Here is a 19335-nt window from a genome sequence, read left to right on the forward strand (position 1 = left end):
TAAAGATGTAATGAGCTATTCAATAAGTCTCTAAAATGAAAATGGTATGGAAAACGCGATGTTGCGTTTTTCCATACCATTTTCTATAGTACTGCAGTCGATTCGAACATAGCGAAATGTCGCTATGTTGACTTATCTGCCGTCTGACGTGCTAGAACAATAGACCCTTATAGTAATAAATAATCAAAGATTATGAAGTGAATACTTGACATGATATATTTGGGCATGATACATTATTATGGTCACGCCAAAGAGAAGAGATACACATGGAGGATTAGCTCAGCTGGGAGAGCATCTGCCTTACAAGCAGAGGGTCGGCGGTTCGATCCCGTCATCCTCCACCATAATAATTTCCAAAAAAGCGAAGAAGAGTAAGGACAAAATTCTATTACTTTTATGGGATTACATAACAATGACGCGGGGTGGAGCAGTTGGCAGCTCGTCGGGCTCATAACCCGAAGGTCACAGGTTCAAGTCCTGTCCCCGCAACCAAATTTACTAAATAGAAGAATTTTATTAATACGGAGCTGTGGTGTAGAGGCCTAACATGCCTGCCTGTCACGCAGGAGACCGCGAGTTCGAATCTCGTCAGCTCCGCCATTTCTTCTTCTATTAGGCTCAGTAGCTCAGTCGGTAGAGCAAAGGACTGAAAATCCTTGTGTCGGCGGTTCGATTCCGTCCTGAGCCACCATTTTTATAATACGCCGTTGTAGCTCAACTGGTAGAGCAACTGACTTGTAATCAGTAGGTTGGGGGTTCAAGTCCTCTCGACGGCACCATGTTTTACGGGGGATTAGTGAAGTGGCTAAACACGGCAGACTGTAAATCTGCTCTCTTCGAGTTCGGTGGTTCGAATCCATCATCCCCCACCATATAGGGGCATAGTTTAAAGGTAGAACAAAGGTCTCCAAAACCTTTGGTGTGGGTTCAATTCCTGCTGCCCCTGCCAGATTAACTTTTTGAATAACATATGGCGGTCGTGGCGAAGGGGTTAACGCACCGGTTTGTGGATCCGGCATTCGTGGGTTCAAGTCCCATCGGTCGCCCCATTTATTCAATAATATTACACTCGGTTAATCGTTGGGGATTAGCCAAGCGGTAAGGCAACGGACTTTGACTCCGTCATCACAGGTTCGAATCCTGTATCCCCAGCCATCTATATGCGGAAGTGGCTCAGCGGTAGAGCATCGCCTTGCCAAGGCGAGGGTCGCGGGTTCGATTCCCGTCTTCCGCTCCATAAAGTTGGCGCCATAGCCAAGTGGTAAGGCAAAGCTCTGCAAAAGCTTTATCCCCAGTTCAAATCTGGGTGGCGCCTCCATATTACAATTTAAGCTGATGCGCCCTTAGCTCAGCTGGATAGAGCGTTTGACTACGAATCAAAAGGTCAGGAGTTCGAATCTCTTAGGGCGCGCCATATATATGCCGGCGTGGCGGAATGGCAGACGCGCTCGACTCAAAATCGAGTGGGAAACCGTGGAGGTTCGAGTCCTCTCGCCGGTACCACATTTAATACTCAAAGCTCATTAGGAGAAATCCTGATGAGCTTTTTTTGTTATTTTGATTATTGATACTACTGGGTTGACTTCTTATAAAAACCAAGATAATATGAACCAATGATTTCAGTAATTTAGTAAATTAGTAATTTACTAAATTACTGAAATATATTAAACTAATCATGATTCAAAATAACTAAAGATAAGGAGAATTAATTATGGATATGAGCAAACGCAAGGAGTTGCTTGAGGAATATAAGCTGATCAAGACTTATATGGGAGTCGCACAAATCAAAAACAAACAGAACGGAAAAATCTATATCGATAGCTATAACAACTTAAAAAATAAATGGCTCACCCTTCAGATGCAACTGGATGCAGGAAGATTTGCAAATGCCCAGTTGCAGAAGGATTGGAAAGAATTTGGATCCGATGCGTTCGAGTATGAGGTGTTGGAGCAGAAGGAAGCAGACAAGGTGACTGATATGCGATGGGAACTGAAAGTAATCTTGAAGCCTTGGCTTCAGAAGTTGCAGCCCTTTGAGGACAAAGGGTACAATAAGCCCCAAAAGAATTAATTGAATATATATTACAATAAGTTTAGAACCAGTGGATAAGTTCTCCGTTGGTTCTTTTATTTGTCTATATGTTTCATTTAATAATGTAAAGCCTATCATTTAGCTATCAAAATGCCATATATCTTGATAAAGTACCATATTTCTTGTGAAAATGTACTATTCATAGGCATAAGATTCATATAGCATGATTCTTGATAGCATTTTTAAAGTAGGAGCTGAACACTATGCCCAAGTTTAATTTATATAGAAAAATGCTTGGTGTTATTCTAATCATGTTAATCCCAATTATCGTGTTGTATGTATATTCTAACAAGACGAGTACGGAAGTATTACGTGCAGAGCTAGAGAAATCTAATCGAGATCAGCTAAAGTTTTTTCAACAACAGATGGATACTTCTATTCATTCGGTCAGTCAGTGGCCGAATCTCTTAATTAATGATCCTGATATATCTAATTTGAAAGATATCTTCGAAATGAAAAGTGATTATCTTGATTTGAATACGATCGAGTTAATTAAGAGAATACAGAAGAAACTGAGTATTCAAGAAAACTCAGTTAATTGGCAAAGTAAATTGAAGGTCTACTCGCCGGCATTAAAAAGGGTAATAACATCTAGTAACGTGTATACATATGACCCGCAAAATATGATCGATCAGATGGAAGCAGGTTGGAAAGTTAGCAGTCAACTTGATGAGAACAAAGAACAAGTTTATAGCTTTTCATTAATGATCGCTTCACCATATTCAAGTTTTTATGATCCTGGGCATGCTAATTTAATAATTGAAGTTGAATTTAATAGTAACAATATTGTTACTATGCTGAATGCATTTCGAGGTGATGGTAACCGAAGTCCATTCTATTATGTGAGAACTAACGAACTAATTTATCATAGTTATTCTGATCGTGCATTTATTGATGAACTATTACCCTACTTGAAATTAGATGAGATCGAGCAGTCTGATTATAAGGTCGTCGAATTGAATGGTGATTCCTATCTCGTTAATATGGAACGGTCTACGACAACAGGTTGGATATTAATTGATTACTTACCACTGTCAGAAATGCTTTCACCTATTAAGAAGACCAATATGCTTTTCTATGCATCGGTACTGACACTTTTATTGATGTCAATTGTAGTTGTCTACTTTCTGTATGTACAAGTTCAAGTTCCAATCAAACAGCTTGTAACAAGTTTTCAACGTCTGAAGAAAGAGGATTACTCTGTACGTTTACAGCCGAAAGGGAACACTGAATTCGCTTTTGTATTTACTCGATTTAATTCGATGGTTACACAAATTCAAGAATTATTCCAACGTTCATATTTAGAGCAGATTCATATCCGTGAAGCTAAGTTAAAGCAACTTCAAGCACAAATCAATCCGCATTTTTTCTATAATTGCTTCTCATTTATTTCAAGTATGGCGAAGTTACAAAACTATCAAGCGATTATTGCAATGTCACAAAATCTATCGGATTACTATCGATACACGACTAGACAAGAGAAAGAGTTTGTCCCTATGGGAGAAGAAGTTCATTTCGTGAAGAGTTATTTGGATATTTGTACAATGCGTATGAAGCGGCTTCAATATCAAATTCAAGTGCCGGCATGGTTACAGCAAGAACTTGTACCGCCACTTATCATTCAGCCGTTGGTAGAAAATGCAATTATACATGGAATCGAACCATCTATTGCAGCTAGTACGATAATAATAGAGGTAACGGAGCACAATGGAGAAATCATAATACGAGTAGAAGATGACGGAAAAGGGTTGAGCGATGAGGAGATGATCACTTTAGAACGCAGCTTAAATTATCCGATGACTGAGGAGATGGGCTGTGGGTTATGGAATGTGCATCAACGACTTTCCTTACGCTATGGTGAACATGCAGGAATTACATTATCTCGTTCGAAATTAGGCGGATTATGTGTGAGTATACGTTGGCAAACAGAGTTAAAACAACATGATGAATGGAGTGATCATGAAGATGATAGAAATTCTATTGGTGGATGATGAATCTTATGTTACAGAAAGTCTTGCACTAACGATACCTTGGATAGAAATAGGTGTTGAAGCTGTCTATCAAGCTTCATCTGCACTTGAAGCAATAGAAATAATGGAACGCCAACAAATTGATATTCTTGTTACTGATATTCGGATGCCAGAACAGACAGGCTTACAATTAATTGAACAAGTTCAATCTCGTTGGCCAAATATACGTGCAATTCTATTAACAGGATACTCAGACTTTGAATATGCGAAAAAAGCATTAAAGTTAAAAGCTGTAGATTATTTGTTGAAACCTGTGAACGATGAGCAGTTTATTACATGTATTACTGCACAAGTTGAATTACTAAGAAACGAATGGAAACGTGTTGAAGAAACTCTCCAGCAAATGTACTCTCGTAAAGGGGAACATTCTCTATTACAAAGACAATTTATGCATGATATTTTGTTGGGACGTACGTACAATGAACAAGCATTTGCCACGAAATTAGAACAATATGAAGTTAAATTACAATATGGACAGTCAGCAATACTGTTAACTGCACAATTAGCAGGAAGATTTATTAATATGGATCGTGATTCTTCACAATTGATTGAGTATGCTGTTGGTAACATAGCAGAGGAAATATTTCCAAGTCCATATCGCATATGGCATAGTAGTGCACCACATGAATGCGTAGTGATTGTAATAACACTACCAGAAGATGCAGACAGGAAATTATATGATAGAAGATATGTACAGCAATTATGTCTTGAATTTCAACAACAAGTATCGAAGCATTTGGATGGTGGCTTGTCAATTGTCATGTCGGATTGGTTCACTTTCCCAACGACGATTAGTCAATTATATAGAGAAGCACTTACTGCACTTTATCGCATTCAATTACATGAACCTGAGCTTGTACTACTTGATGCAGTAGCTAACAATATGCAACCGATGAATAATGCTCTTGAAGAGCTATACAAGCCGCCAACATTTATACATTTATTAGAATCTGCACAATGGCAGTCCGCTAAGCAGAAATTGGATGGTTTATTTCACAGTGACATTTTGCAAAATCAGACAAGAGAAAGCATATATGAGGCATTTATCGCGATTTCCAACGGAATTATTTATGTTGCTCACAAGAAAGGATTAGATATACGTAAAATTGACCCCCATGGTTTGAATTTGCTATTTGATCGAGGATTAATAAGTAGCGCAATGAATTTGAAAACATGGTCGTATGATCTTATCGATACACTTCAACTTCATTTCAGCGAAAGTGACAGTTATCAGAAAAAGCATATTATTAAGCAAGTACAAGAGTTAGTAAATCACGAGCTAGGTATCGATACATCTGTAAAGACGATAGCAGACCGTGTCTTTTTACATCCAGTGTATTTATCAAAATTATATAAGAGTGAGACAGGTGAAAGTTTAGGAGATTTCATAATTCGAATGAGAATGGAAAAGGCTGTATATATGCTGAAATATACTAATAAGAAGATTTATGAAATAACGACGGAGTTAGGTTATCAGAACCCGCAATATTTCAGTAAAATATTTAGAAAATACTATGGATGTACTCCGAATGAGTTTCGTGATCAGTAATACCTTTGCAAAGGTGCAGAAATGTTACGTTAATGTCATATGATGACAATCCTCCTCAATTTATAATTACGAAGTAGAGTACAAAATTTGTAAGGGGGAATAAAGATGAAGAAAAACATGAACAAAGGTATTTTTCTTGCTTTGGTAATCATCATGATAACTTCTGTTCTAGCTGCTTGTGGCAGTAATAATGGAAAAAACCCAGCTACAACTCCGAATAATAGTGGCAACACACCTAAGGATGGTAATTCAGCTACTGAAAATAAAGGTGCTTATCGTGATAAATATGATCCTCCAATTACGATATCTACTGCATGGGGCATTGACCCTGAATTAAAATTTAAAAACAACGAAACGATGGAAAATAACGTAGCTACAAAATGGGCGCTTGATACACTTGGAATCGAGATTAAATCATTATGGTCTGTAACGGACTCTAATAATGCATTCGAAACTAAAATGCGTCTATCGCTTAATTCAGCAAATGAAATTCCCGATGTTGTAACGATCGGTACTCCGCAACTAGCACATGAACTAATTGACTCTGGTCTATTTCGTGAAGCAGGTTCGTTGTTCGATGAGTATGCTAGCGATACATGGAAAAATGCAATGGCACTAGATGATAATGTATGGAATCCATATACTCGTGATGGTGATCGTATGGGTATTCCGGTTCTTGATTATGCTTATAATCACGACTATCTACTATGGATCAGACAGGATTGGTTGGATGCATTGAAACTGGAAGCTCCAAAAACAATTGCTGAGCTAGAAAATGTTATGGAACAATTCAAAAATAACAATCCAGATGGTCTTGCACCAGCTGACGTAACTCCTCTAAGTATGGGGACAAAAATGAAATTAAACACTTGGATGGGTGATCCATCATGGATCTTTGGTGCATTCGGTACGTTGCCTGAGCAATGGAATCAAGCTGAGGATGGTACATTAGCGTATGGTTCGATTCAACCAGGTATGAAGGAAGGTTTAGCTTTACTTCGTGATTGGCATTCAAAAGGTTATATTCCTAAAGAAATAGCACTATGGGATGAAAACCAAACTTCAGTGCCAGCTGTTGCTGGTACAGCCGGTATTATCGCTGGTCCTTATTGGATGAGTGGATGGCCATTATCTGACACAGCAGCTAACGCTCCAAATGCTGTATGGAAACCGCTTGGTATTCCTACAGGTGAAGACGGTACTGCGATGCGCCATGGTACACATTATACGAATGGTGTTACATTAATTAGTACGAAGATGAAAAACCCTGAAGCGTTCTTTACTTATCAGAACTATTTATTCGAAAACTTTGCTGATCCAAAAGTTGGTAGTGAGTTTGAGAATGGTCTATTCAAAAATTATGACTTCGATATTGCTGAGGATGGAACATTACTACGTTATGATGATATTCCAGGTGGTTATGTAAATTCTGTACGTTATCTATTAGTACGTGACGGAGCTCGTATTCCAGATGCGCAGATGAAGGCACTTATGAATCTAGCTAGTGGTGCTGAGCCTACAACACGTCTAGAGAAAGAAGTGAAAGCGGCTTATGGATTAGAAACTCCAGCTGCAGCAGTTGTTTTACTAGAACAAGAAGCTATTTCATTCAAAGATATGTTTACAGGTCCACCGACAGAAACAATGAATACTAAGCTTGATTATTTGAAAAAAATTGAGCTAACAACATTTAACGAAATTATTTATGGTAATAAAGACATCTCTGCTTTTGATGATTTTGTTGCACAATGGAAAGCTGAAGGTGGCGACCAAATTACGAAAGAAGTGAATGAATGGTACAATGGGATTAAATAACTTCATACATTAGAATAGCTCGATGGAAAGTAATTTATATTACTTTCCATCGAGTTTTTTTGTATAGCAATAATTAGTAATCAGTCAAATCTATTCACGAGCTAGAAATGTATATTCGGTACTATGAAGCATCTGTATAACATGTTGTAATCGTGCCATGAATATTGCTTTTGTAGGCTGTTGAGAGGATATGTATGCGGTCTATAATTTTAAGTATAGAGGTTATAGTTTAAGCTTCCGAGGCAACTTTTTGTTTTGCGCGGAAGAAACTCAAGGAGACACAAAAAGTTAGGTTTAAGCTTCCGATGCCACTTTTTGTTTTGCGCGGAAGAAACTCAAGAAGACACAAAATGTTTTAGGAGGGGTTGCTATGAGACGAATAAAAAATTGGCCGTTTCACCTTATGATTTTACCATCGTTATTATTTTTAATCGTATTCAATTATGTTCCAATGTTAGGAATTGTTATAGCTTTCCAAGATTTTAAGCCGTGGCTAGGTGTATTTGATTCCAAGTGGATCGGGCTAGATAACTTTAGATACTTGTTCTCGCGAGCAGATAGTGTTCAAGTTATTTGGAATACATTTATTATTGCCGGTTTGAAAGTCATATTTAACTTAATTGTTCCGTTCTTCTTTGCTATTTTGTTAAATGAAATTAGAAAAACATTTATTAGTCGTACGATTCAAACATTAGTATACCTACCACATTTCCTATCATGGGTTATTCTTGGAGGTATTCTAACAGATATCCTTTCAACAGATGGTGGGCTTATTAATAGGATGTTAGTTTCAGTCTTTAATATAGATCCGATTCCATTTCTATCTAGTGGTAATTGGTTCCGCTTTACGGTAGTCCTCTCTGAAGTTTGGAAGGAATTTGGTTACGGCACCATTGTCTTTATTGCTGCATTAGCTAATATTAACCCTTCATTGTATGAAGCGTCTGAGGTAGATGGAGCTTCTCGTTGGAAACAAACACTATATATAACAATTCCATCACTATTGCCAATGGCAGTTGTTGTCGGTACATTATCGCTTGGTAACATTTTGAATGCGGGCTTTGATCAAATATTTAATCTGTACAATTCCCTAGTTTATGCAAAGGGTGATATTATCGATACGTTTGTGTATCGAACAGCAATACTTGAAGGTAACTTTGGATTAGCAACTGCAGTTGGACTATTCAAATCTGTTGTTTCGATGATATTAATTGTCATCTCATATCGTCTTGCTTACAAGTTAGCTAATTATCGCGTTTTCTAATGAATACAAGGGAGTGATATAGATGTATCATAAAACATTGCCATATCGAATTTTCAATATAGGTAACACGATTTTCTTGCTTATTATAGCGCTATGCTGCATATTGCCAATATTTCATATATTAGCTGTATCATTCAGCGCGAAATCTGCTGCTGATGGCAACCTCGTTAGTTTCTGGCCGGTAGGTATTACGACGATTGCTTATGAGAAAACATTAAACAATCCGATATTTATAGGTTCAATATGGATAGCTGTAAAGCGAACGGTATTAGGAACAGTCTTAACGCTTGCATTAGCTTGCTTAGCTGCTTATCCATTATCGAAAGAAGTTCATGCTTTCAAAAGCCGTAATATCTATGCTTGGATATTTGTCTTTACGATGATATTTAACGGCGGATTAGTTCCATTCTATGTTGTAATTCAGAAGCTACAACTAATGAATTCATTCTGGGTACTTATAATACCAGGAGCAGTAAACGTTTGGCTAACTATTCTACTACTGAACTTTTTCCGTGGTGTGCCTAAAGAGTTAGAAGAAGCAGCATTAATTGATGGCGCAGGTCATTTCCGTACGTTGTTCAGCATCTACTTACCAGTTTCATTACCAGCACTAGCAACGTTAGGATTGTTCAGCATCGTGTTCCATTGGAACTCATGGTTTGATGGAATGCTATATTTGAATGATAAGACAGACTTTCCTCTTGCTACATTTCTTCAGACGGTCATCGTTCAGCGCGATATGAGTTCGATGAGTTTCAATCCGGTGGAAATGAAGATGTTGTCGCAAAAGACTGTAAGAGCATCTCAAATTTTTCTTGGAGCATTGCCTGTCATGATTATATACCCGTTATTGCAAAGGTTTTTTGTTAAAGGATTAGTAATAGGATCAGTGAAAGAATAACAAGAGAGCTTATTGTCTACTCCGAGTAAAAAGGAGGGGGGAATAAGCTTTTCTTTTTGAAGGGACAGTATTAGCAAGATATTTACAGTTACTAAGTGATACCTTGCGAAAAGTGCACATACCTTTCATTTCGGACATTGTGAGTACGATAGCCAATCCATATAATAAACTCAATAACATATCATATATGACTTTGATGCTATTTTGTAACTCTATAAGTACATCAATATGTCTATGTAAAATGACTAGGAGGTAGAAAGAATATGAAGAAACATTCTCTAATAAGCTTACTAATTGCGCTCTCATTAATAATAACGCTATGGCAGCCGGTAATTGGTACAGCTTCAGCTGAAACGCTGGACACAGTTACTTCGAGCACATTAACGATTAACGGTGAGGCAACGACTACTTGGGATGTTAAAGGTACACGACCAGCTACGTTAACAGATAAAGATAATCATCTTGATTTTTGGGATAAAAGTAGTTTAGATTTTGAAATCTCTAAGGAAATAACAGGCCTAACGCCAGGCAATTATAATTTATCCGTTCTTTTACATGGAGATAAACCATTAGATTCGGATTCCGTATTGTATGCCACCACTAGTGAGGGGATTTTTTCAACAGCGTTAATCTTTAATGGAAGTAGCTGGGGGAACCCAGTACCGTTAAATCTCAACAATATCGTCGTTGGTGCAGATGGTATAGTAACTATTGGTATTAAAGTGAAGTATAGCGGGGAGTTTTATGGACACTTCGAAAACGTACAATTTACACAAGGTACAGCGGTAACAAAAACAACGATTAAGCCTAATTCTGCTGAACTTCGTCCAAATGCTACTGTTCAATTAGCTACCGTACATAGTGCTGATGAAACGGTTGTATATAGCAGTAGCGATGAAGCAGTCGCTAATGTAGTGGCAACTGGTCTCGTAACGGCAATCGGAGATGGTACAGCTACGATTACTGCCGAAGTATTTAATTCCGGACAATTACTACGTAAAGGTACGAGTGCAATCTATGTATCTAGTACATTACAGGACTATACAGGAACACAAATATCAGTTGAGCCTATAGCGGAACTGGAAGGTAGCGCTCGTTCTGATTTTATGATGGGAGCAGATATATCTTCTTTATATGCTTTAGAGCAAGCAGGTCGTAAATATTATGATCTTGATGGTCAAGAGACATCCATGATTCAAGCTCTGAAAGATGGTGGAGTGAACTGGATTAGATTGCGGACATGGGTTGATCCGACCGATGGCAAAGGTAATTCATATGGAGCAGGTAATGTAGATGAATTAGTGATGATCGAAATGGCTCAAGATGCTAAAGCAGCAGATCTGAATGTATTGGTAGATTTACATTACAGCGATTTCTGGGCTGACCCAGGTCGTCAAAATACGCCAAAATCATGGGCTAATCTAACAGAAAGTGAACTAGAGCAAAAAGTATATGATTATACGTATGAAACTTTAGAAGCATTAAAAGCTAAAAATGTGTACCCAGATATGATTCAAATCGGGAATGAGATTAATGGTGGCTTATTATGGCCACTAGGAAATAGTGCAGCTAAAGCGAAAAAGTATATCAAGCAAGGAATTAAAGCGGTAAGAGATTTTGAATCAAATGTTGGTGATAACAAGCATATTGATATAGTTATTCATCGTGCAAATCCGAATGATGGCTTGGCAAAAGTTTCTAACTTTTATGCCACATATGATGATCTTGATTATGATGTAATAGGTTTGTCCTATTATCCATTCTGGCATGGTAGCTTGGATAATATTCAAGAAGTCATGGACGGATTAGCTTCACAATTCGGTCGAAAAGTTGCTATTGTAGAAACATCTTATGGCTATACACTTGAAGATCCGATTAACAACGGAGATACAGGTCATGTATTCGGCCTTGCTCAAGCAGATACAGCGGGTTACTTAGCCACTGTTCAAGGGCAGGCTTCAGCGATCCGTGATGTAATTAATGCAGTAGCGAAAGTTCCAAATGATCAAGGAGTTGGCGTATTCTATTGGGAGCCAGGTTGGTTACTAGGCACGGATACAGGCTGGGCAACGAAGTATGCAGCTTCTTATCAAGGGGAAAGTATTCCAACTGATGGTGGAGCAAGTTGGGCGAATCAAGCATTATTCAATTATTTTGGCGAAGCATTACCATCAATTGAAGTTTTCAATCTAGTTCGTCAAAGCTTAGAAGATTATGAGCAGCCGACATTGCTATCCGTAAAACATATCACAATAACAACTAGTCAAGGTGTATATGTTGAACTTCCTACAAAAGTTAAAGCATTATACTCTGACGATACGCACCGTGATGTTGCTGTTCATTCTTGGACACCCAGCGAATATGATGTCTCTCTTCCTGGAACTACACAATTAACAGGTACATTGATCACAGGGCAAGAGATTAAGGCAAACATTACCGTTACGCCATTCAATTACGTCATCAATCCCGGCATCGAAGATGCTGATATGTCAGCGTGGCAACTAACTGGTGCAGAACGTGGACAAGAGAATGCATTTTTGGGCAGTTACGCCATTCATTTCTGGAATCATGATGTCGTTAATGCTAAGCAACAAATATCGAATTTACCAGATGGAATTTATGAGTTATCTGTGCAATCACAAATTGGAATAGTTGGTGAGCCGATAGCAGCTCCAAGTCAGCTTTACGCAATTAGTGAAGCAGGTACATTCACTGAACCATTAGTTGTAACTGGTTGGGGAAATTGGCGGGAAATCGTAGTTAAAGACATCGTCGTTGAAAATGGAGAGTTAGAAATTGGCGTAACCGTCAACGATGCGATTGAGGATTATGGTGATTTTGATGACTGGCAGTTAATTCGTACAGGGGATTTGACTACAACACCAACACCAAGCCCAGAACCGACGTCAACTCCGATAACGACACCAAGTCCAGAAACGACACCAACACCGACACCAACAGAGATACAATTATCGCTTCAAACTGTAGGGGATGCTAATGTTTGGAAAGGCACGGTCAAAGCAGGTGCAACTTCTGCTAAGATCAAGCTTCCGACATCTAGCACAGTTGATCAAGTAATTATTCAATGGGGTGCAAATGAACTTCAATTCTCGCTAGCGGACTTAATTGAAGCAGGCATTGGAAATGAAAGTGGATTGTTTATTCAATGGAAAGATACAGCGCTCAATTCTGGGGCTCAGCTTATTGGTCAACAAGGCGCACATATCATTCCAATAGGTAAACCATTTCACATTACAGTGCAAGCAACTACTGCTTCAGGGACAGTATTAGCGCCGGTTATTAATCTACCATTGGCTTTAACATTTGCACTTGATGCAGACATCGATTTAGCTTCAGTTGCATTGTATCAGTTGAATGATAAAGGTCAATTAAGCTACGTTGGTGGAATAACGTCAGATGGTAGTACTCAAGCAATGATTAATGATGGAGCAACTTACGTTATTGCTAATGTAAGCAGAGCATATAGTGATGTAATGAATTCGAATGAACAACTCCGTAAATTAACGGCAATGGGTGTTATCGAGGGTGATCAACATGGTAGAGCTAATCTAGATCAATATGCATCAAGAGCTGAAATAAGCAAGATTATTACGAAACTATTTGGTTTAGATTCTGAGTTATTAGCAAGACAGTTGAATCAGCCATTACCTAGTGCGCCTAGCGATGCACAATCATTAACATTTACAGATGTACCGGTCAATCATTGGGCGAGTCCTTACATTGATTTACTTACTGAGCGTCAATGGCTAGTAGGAACAGGCCAAGATAAGTTTTCGCCAAACAAAGAGATGAGTTATGAAGAGATTTATACTTTAATAAGTCGTATCCTTCAGTTACCATTGTCTGAGCAGTCCACGGTATCAATTTATGAAGCAAGTAAATGGGCTCAACCTTATATTGAGAGTTTGATTCAAGCCGGTATGATCTCTACTGAACAAGCTTCCGCAATAGATTTCAAAGAGAAAGTAACGAGAGGTAGTATGATTGCAATTGCTTATGAATTACTACAATCGTTAGAAAAATTTAACAAATAATCTCTCTCGCCGCCTTCATTGTAGATAAATCTACTATGAAGGTGGCGTTTTTATGTGCACGATCAATAGATTGGCAAAGTTATTGCGAAATAGAAAAACTAGTAAAATTAAGTAAATAAGATATAATATTGATGACAGTCATTATAGAAGAGAATAGGTGAGGTTCATTTATGTTTCATCGTCAGTCTGTGAAATATAAGCTATTGGTAGGTTTTATATTAGTTATGATCCCTGTTGTAACCTATATGTTAATAAACAATTCGAATTCTCGCGATCTCGTACGAGTGAAAGTGTCTGAAACTTATAGTAATACGTTAACGATATTCACTGGTCAAATTGATCACTATTTACGACAAATTGATGATTATCTATATAAGATGGGTGTCTTAGACGCTGATATTGGATTGTTAACATCTTATCCTGTAAGTAGTAATGACTATACGCTAACAAAAGTTAGAATTGACGCCAAACTGAATCGAGATGTTGGAGTTTACAATCTTGTAGATACTGTATTTCTTTATCAAGAAGAAGATATTATTTTTGGCACTGAAAGCGTATACAACGATACTTATAAACTTATTACAGAACATATGGAAAAGTCACCATATAAAACTGAAATGTACCAATACGGTAAATCTAACTGGCAATTAGGAGAAAGCGATAGAATTGCAGGTAGATACTTTCTTATTAACTACATAAAAGTAACCGATGATCTGTTTTTTGGTGCAATCGTAACGATTCAAGATATTCATGACCTATTATTAATTCAGTGGAATGACGGGGATATTGGATTTACTGACATATTTAGTGTGGAAAATGATCAATTAACTGATGTGTTAACGGCTTATAGTAGTTTAGAAGGGGAATCAAGTTCTGAGATTATCGATGCGAATGCGAGCGAATATGTGTTACTTGAGCAACGGAGTGGTGTAGCCGATATGGCTTATCGCCTTGCTATACCGGAGAAAACCATCATGCGTGAGCTATTATTTTTCCGAAATGCAACGTTTGTTGCCCCAATCTTTTTCTTTGTAATATTAGCTCTCTATATTCTATATATGCAACGAATGTTATTCAAACCATTACATGAATTAATGCTTGGAATGAAGAAAGTTTCATTAGGAAATTTAGAGGTTCGCTTGCATCGAAATAACACTATTGAATTTGATTTTCTTGCCAACACATTTAACGATATGGCTGAGCAAGTGAAGAATTTAAAAATTGACGTATATGAGGAACAACTAAGAGTAAAACAAGGTGAGTTGAAACAACTGCAATCGCAGATCAATCCACATTTTTATATGAACTCTTTAAATATCATTTATAATTTTGCGGTACTTGAAGAAATGGATTCGGTGAAGAAGATGTCACTACATCTAGCAGATTATTTCCGGTTCATTATGACATCTAACAGAGATATGATTACTTTCAAAGAAGAATTGAAACATATTGAAAATTACATCACGATTCAACAACTACGATTTCCTAATCGATTGGAAATGACGATTGAAAATATTGATCCATTTTTGAACTACCCAATTGCTGCCTTAACGATACAACCATTTGTTGAAAATGCGATTATTCATGGATTCAAAAATCGTAAGCAAATTTTCAAAATTACAATTGCTGCACATCAAAAATCTGATCAAAGTTTTATTATTAAGATTTCAGATAATGGAACAGGATTCCCAGAAGATGTTCTTGCAAAGTTAAGAAGACATGAGTCGATTGAGGAAGGTCAGCGGACTAGTCTCGGGATCATGAATGTTAAAAATCGACTAGAACTACTTTATGGGAAGTTAGCTACGATACAATTCAGTAATCTTACTGAAGAGAGCGGTGCGGTTATTGAAATACATTTTCCTATTCAAGAGGAGTTGAAATAATGTGTCATACAATTTGTTAATTGTTGATGATGAAGAGATTGCAATACGAGGTATAATGAAAGGTATTCAGTGGGATAAGCTTCAATATAATGAGATATACACCGCTTTAGATGTAGAGGAAGCGCAAGAAATTTTACGGACACATCAAGTGCATGTCGTATTATCAGATATTGATATGCCCATTCAAAATGGGTTAGATTTATTGGAATGGATTAACGATAATGCAATGAATTGCGTAACATTATTTCTAACCGGTCATGCAGACTTCAAATACGCTCAACAAGCGGTACAATTATCTGGATTCAAATATTTATTAAAACCGATTGATCATAGTTTATTGCAAGAAGCATTGGAAGAAGCATATAAAAAAGCAGATGAGATTTCATCATTGGATTCTATTCGTTCGACGTATGATCAATTTTTTCAACAATGGCAACTAGAGAGGCCTTTATTAGTAGAGAGATTTTGGCATGATCTTATTCATTATAGGCAGTCACTTGCATCCGTATATTTGGATTCTGCGATGCGTAATTATAGTATTCCACTGCAGTCAGATAGTTTTATTCAAATTGTTTTCATAAGCATTGAGCAATGGAAAGAAGAATGGTCTGCACGAGATGAGGAAATAATGACGTACGCTATTAAAAATGTAGCAGAAGAATTTTACCTAGCAAATAGAAATGGGCATTGTATTCAGGATGGTCAAGGTGTGCTATATCTTATTTTATATGAACCCAATATCGACCAGCAATTGGAGCTTGAGAACATCTCGTATCAATTTATAGCGCATTGCCGAGAGCATTTACATTGTTATTTATCTTGTTATATTGGCGATATCATTCCATTAACGTCCATCCGTGAAGGCATTCGTAATTTGCTTTCTATTGAGAAGCAAAATGTTACCCAATCTTGCACTGTTAAAGTAGAAAAAAAGTTATCAATTAAACCCGAATCTAGCACTAAGGCTTCGGTTCATTTTCCAGACTGGATCTTATTAATTGAAACAGGCAAGATGACACAGTTAAACTATCAAATTGACGTCTATTTTGATAAGCTTCAACAAGATGAGGTTGGTTATCATGACCTAGCAACGTTTTATTTTGGATTTATGAATAGTTTGATGCAGTGGTTACAGATGAAAGGGATAAGCAGTCACGGTATATTAAGTCTTCAAGCATGGGAAATGAATGATGGTCTATTAAAATCATCAGCAAGGCTAAAGGCATGGACGATTCAAATTTGCCACCAAGTTAATGGAAGTGTTTTTGCTGAGGGGAAACAAGTTTCTAATGTAGTGGAAAAAGTGCAACAATATATGATCGCGCATATGGAAGAAGAGTTTAGTCGAGAACGATTAGCCGAACAAGTCTATTTGAACCCAGCTTACTTATCACGATTATTTCGTAGGGAGACTGGTCTATCGTTAACCGATTATCTTGTTAAATACCGAATAGCGAAGGCGAAAGAACAACTTGAGCATAGTAATCAAAGGGTAAGTGATATTGCGATGGAAGTTGGATATGCTAACTTCTCGCATTTTTCTAAATTATTTAAGAAAACAACAGGGCTGACGCCTCAAGAATATCGAAAAAAGCATCAAAAATTATAATAAATCAATCCAAGTAGTCATTATAGCGTTAATCAAGTCACGACACCGACAATGTTCGGTGTCTTTTTTTTATACAATTTGAATATAGCAACGAGACAATATAGAGATGAAAGGGTGGGGTTATGAGTACAGAAATCATAAATGTAAAAGTAAAAGCAGTGCCTAAGAAAAAGACACCTTTGTTAAAGACAATAAAAAAATACTGGATGTTCTACTTTATGATGCTTCCAGCAATTCTTATCTTACTGTTAAACAACTATATCCCAATGTTTGGGATTATCATTGCCTTCAAAAATATTAACTATGTAGATGGCATATTGGGAAGTCCTTGGAGCGGCTTTGAAAACTTTAAGTATTTGTTCATGACGAAGGATGCATTAATTATTACAAGGAACACTTTGTTATACAACAGTAGTTTCATTGTACTAAATCTAGTATTCCCGTTAATGTTTGCACTAATGTTGAATGAGATTAAAAACAGATTTTTGGCAAAACTTCATCAAACCGTAATGTTCTTACCTTACTTCTTATCCATGGTTGTTATAAGTTATCTTGCATACGCATTTCTAAGCGATACAAACGGATTTCTTAACAAATCATTATTACCAATGTTAGATATAGAAGGTGTTAAATGGTACTTTACGAAAGAGTTTTGGCCGTACATCTTATCGATGGTTAACACTTGGAAAAGTATGGGTTATTACACAGTAATCTACATGGCAGCGATCATTGGTATCGATGAAGAGTATTATGAAGCCGCTACAATAGATGGTGCTAGTAAGTTTAAGCAGATCTTTACAATTACAATCCCATTATTAACGCCAATTATTACAATTATGACATTGCTTCAAGTAGGTCGTATCTTCAATGCAGACTTCGGATTATTCTTCCAAGTACCAAGGGAATCAGGTGTGTTATTCCCTGTAACGAACGTAATTGATACGTATGTCTATCGAACCTTCTTAACGGTTGGTGATATCGGATTATCTTCTGCTGCTGGTCTAGTCCAATCCGTTGTAGGCTTCTCGCTTGTATTTTTAGCTAACTGGATTGTAAGACGAATTGATAGCGACAATGCATTATTCTAAGGAGGTGACAACATGAGTGCAGAAATAGAAAAAGCAAATAATTATTCGAATCCAAAAAATACATTACCGAAGTTAGCGACAGTTGGGATACATTCTTTGTTTAGTGTCTATTCACTTCTATGTATTATTCCTATTGTCCTCGTTGTTATGGTTTCCATATCCGATGAGAGTGCAATTGTTCGAGAGGGATATAGCTTCTGGCCTAGTGAATTTAGTTTTGCTGCTTACGATTTCCTATTCAAAGACGCAACATCCATTATCAATGCTTACACGGTCTCAATCATTGTAACCGTAATTGGAACAGCTTTAAGTATGATCATCATCGCATTGTATGCATATCCAATCTCACGTAAAGATTTCCCTCATGCCAAGTTCTTTACATTTTTCGTATTCTTCACAATGTTATTCAATGGTGGTCTAGTGCCTTGGTATTTAGTATATGTGCAAGTATTGGATATAAAAAATACAATGGCAGCACTTATCGTACCGCTCTTAGTAGCCGCATTTTTCGTATTAATTACACGAACGTTCTTCCAAACAACGATTCCAGCTGCAATCTTAGAATCAGCTAATATCGATGGTGCAGGTGAGATGAGAATATTTTTCAAAATTGTATTGCCATTGTCTTTGCCTGTACTAGCGACCGTAGCATTATTCCAAACGTTAACATATTGGAATGATTGGTTTCTAAGTCTGGTGTTCATAACGAAGGAAGACAATATATCGATACAATATTTGATGTATAAGACGATGTTGAATATTCAATATTTATCTACGAACAGTACGGCAGCTTCTGCAATTCAGGCTGCGGGTGGTACGTTCAAATTCCCAAGTGAAAGTGTTAGGATGGCAATGGTTATTATCGGAATAGGACCTATCATCTTTGCTTATCCGTTCTTCCAGAAATATTTCGTAAAAGGTTTAACGGTTGGCGCAGTTAAAGGTTAAGCAATCTAACGTAGATTGCTACAAGGTAGCTTAAACAGCAGACTTTAATAACGATGCTTTGCCTCGAATTTACTCGACGTTACTTTCATTACAATTAT

Annotated in this window: 11 protein-coding genes and 13 tRNA genes; all 24 read left to right on the plus strand. The window is 37.3% G+C overall.

Annotated elements, in window-relative coordinates:
* The first annotated feature begins 268 nt into the window (after positions 1 to 268).
* Positions 269 to 344 (plus strand) — tRNA-Val (locus NAG76_12375).
* Positions 345 to 416: 72 nt separating this feature from the next.
* Positions 417 to 492 (plus strand) — tRNA-Met (locus NAG76_12380).
* Between the two features lie 31 nt (positions 493 to 523).
* A tRNA-Asp gene (locus NAG76_12385) sits at positions 524 to 600 on the plus strand.
* 15 nt (positions 601 to 615) lie between these two features.
* A tRNA-Phe gene (locus tag NAG76_12390) sits at positions 616 to 691 on the plus strand.
* A 12-nt stretch (positions 692 to 703) separates the two neighbouring features.
* Positions 704 to 779, plus strand: a tRNA-Thr gene (locus NAG76_12395).
* Positions 780 to 787: 8 nt separating this feature from the next.
* A tRNA-Tyr gene (locus tag NAG76_12400) sits at positions 788 to 872 on the plus strand.
* A 3-nt stretch (positions 873 to 875) separates the two neighbouring features.
* Positions 876 to 949 (plus strand) — tRNA-Trp (locus tag NAG76_12405).
* 24 nt (positions 950 to 973) lie between these two features.
* Positions 974 to 1049: transfer RNA gene (locus tag NAG76_12410), tRNA-His, on the plus strand.
* A gap of 32 nt (positions 1050 to 1081) precedes the next feature.
* Positions 1082 to 1155 (plus strand) — tRNA-Gln (locus tag NAG76_12415).
* 7 nt (positions 1156 to 1162) lie between these two features.
* Positions 1163 to 1237: transfer RNA gene (locus NAG76_12420), tRNA-Gly, on the plus strand.
* Between the two features lie 7 nt (positions 1238 to 1244).
* Positions 1245 to 1318, plus strand: a tRNA-Cys gene (locus NAG76_12425).
* Positions 1319 to 1337: 19 nt separating this feature from the next.
* Positions 1338 to 1414 (plus strand) — tRNA-Arg (locus NAG76_12430).
* Between the two features lie 7 nt (positions 1415 to 1421).
* Positions 1422 to 1503: transfer RNA gene (locus NAG76_12435), tRNA-Leu, on the plus strand.
* 208 nt (positions 1504 to 1711) lie between these two features.
* Positions 1712 to 2071 carry a GIY-YIG nuclease family protein gene (locus tag NAG76_12440; GenBank protein URN92661.1) on the plus strand — a complete coding sequence of 120 codons (360 nt, stop codon included), beginning with the start codon at positions 1712 to 1714 and terminating at the stop codon, positions 2069 to 2071.
* Between the two features lie 224 nt (positions 2072 to 2295).
* On the plus strand, positions 2296 to 4083 hold the full coding sequence (locus tag NAG76_12445; protein URN92662.1) for a histidine kinase: 1788 nt from the start codon (positions 2296 to 2298) through the stop codon (positions 4081 to 4083).
* Positions 4058 to 5671, plus strand: coding sequence for a response regulator (locus NAG76_12450; GenBank protein ID URN92663.1), 1614 nt, complete (start codon positions 4058 to 4060; stop codon positions 5669 to 5671). The genes NAG76_12445 and NAG76_12450 overlap by 26 nt, the downstream gene beginning before the upstream one ends.
* Before the next feature lie 105 nt (positions 5672 to 5776).
* Entirely contained in the window at positions 5777 to 7486 is a 1710-nt protein-coding gene (locus tag NAG76_12455) for an extracellular solute-binding protein (protein ID URN92664.1), read from the plus strand.
* A gap of 370 nt (positions 7487 to 7856) precedes the next feature.
* A complete protein-coding gene (locus tag NAG76_12460) occupies positions 7857 to 8750 on the plus strand; it encodes an ABC transporter permease subunit (GenBank protein URN92665.1) in 894 nt (297 codons plus the stop codon).
* A 22-nt stretch (positions 8751 to 8772) separates the two neighbouring features.
* Positions 8773 to 9651, plus strand: a complete 879-nt coding sequence (locus NAG76_12465) for a carbohydrate ABC transporter permease (protein ID URN92666.1) — start codon at positions 8773 to 8775, stop codon at positions 9649 to 9651.
* A gap of 263 nt (positions 9652 to 9914) precedes the next feature.
* The gene (locus NAG76_12470) at positions 9915 to 13706 is read left to right on the plus strand and encodes a glycosyl hydrolase 53 family protein (GenBank protein URN92667.1); all 3792 of its coding nucleotides are present in this window, start codon (positions 9915 to 9917) and stop codon (positions 13704 to 13706) included.
* Between the two features lie 170 nt (positions 13707 to 13876).
* The gene (locus NAG76_12475) at positions 13877 to 15592 is read left to right on the plus strand and encodes a histidine kinase (GenBank protein ID URN92668.1); all 1716 of its coding nucleotides are present in this window, start codon (positions 13877 to 13879) and stop codon (positions 15590 to 15592) included.
* Between the two features lies 1 nt (position 15593).
* Positions 15594 to 17201 carry a helix-turn-helix domain-containing protein gene (locus NAG76_12480; GenBank protein URN92669.1) on the plus strand — a complete coding sequence of 536 codons (1608 nt, stop codon included), beginning with the start codon at positions 15594 to 15596 and terminating at the stop codon, positions 17199 to 17201.
* 122 nt (positions 17202 to 17323) lie between these two features.
* The gene (locus NAG76_12485; protein ID URN92670.1) at positions 17324 to 18289 is read left to right on the plus strand and encodes an ABC transporter permease subunit; all 966 of its coding nucleotides are present in this window, start codon (positions 17324 to 17326) and stop codon (positions 18287 to 18289) included.
* A gap of 12 nt (positions 18290 to 18301) precedes the next feature.
* Positions 18302 to 19237: a carbohydrate ABC transporter permease gene (locus NAG76_12490; GenBank protein URN92671.1), complete on the plus strand. Its 936-nt coding sequence runs from the start codon at positions 18302 to 18304 to the stop codon at positions 19235 to 19237.
* Positions 19238 to 19335: the final 98 nt, after the last annotated feature.

It is taken from the genome of Candidatus Pristimantibacillus lignocellulolyticus (genome assembly GCA_023639215.1).
Classification (GTDB): Bacteria; Bacillota; Bacilli; order Paenibacillales; family Paenibacillaceae; genus Pristimantibacillus; species Pristimantibacillus lignocellulolyticus.

Excerpts from the sequence above, each read along its gene's own strand:
- NAG76_12455 (URN92664.1), top strand. The coding sequence starts at position 5,777 with ATGAAGAAAAACATGAACAAAGGTATTTTTCTTGCTTTGGTAATCATC.
- NAG76_12470 (URN92667.1), top strand. The coding sequence starts at position 9,915 with ATGAAGAAACATTCTCTAATAAGCTTACTAATTGCGCTCTCATTAATA.
- NAG76_12450 (URN92663.1), top strand. The coding sequence starts at position 4,058 with ATGATAGAAATTCTATTGGTGGATGATGAATCTTATGTTACAGAAAGT.
- NAG76_12485 (URN92670.1), top strand. The coding sequence starts at position 17,324 with ATGAGTACAGAAATCATAAATGTAAAAGTAAAAGCAGTGCCTAAGAAA.
- NAG76_12475 (URN92668.1), top strand. The coding sequence starts at position 13,877 with ATGTTTCATCGTCAGTCTGTGAAATATAAGCTATTGGTAGGTTTTATA.
- NAG76_12490 (URN92671.1), top strand. The coding sequence starts at position 18,302 with ATGAGTGCAGAAATAGAAAAAGCAAATAATTATTCGAATCCAAAAAAT.
- NAG76_12440 (URN92661.1), top strand. The coding sequence starts at position 1,712 with ATGGATATGAGCAAACGCAAGGAGTTGCTTGAGGAATATAAGCTGATC.
- NAG76_12465 (URN92666.1), top strand. The coding sequence starts at position 8,773 with ATGTATCATAAAACATTGCCATATCGAATTTTCAATATAGGTAACACG.
- NAG76_12460 (URN92665.1), top strand. The coding sequence starts at position 7,857 with ATGAGACGAATAAAAAATTGGCCGTTTCACCTTATGATTTTACCATCG.
- NAG76_12445 (URN92662.1), top strand. The coding sequence starts at position 2,296 with ATGCCCAAGTTTAATTTATATAGAAAAATGCTTGGTGTTATTCTAATC.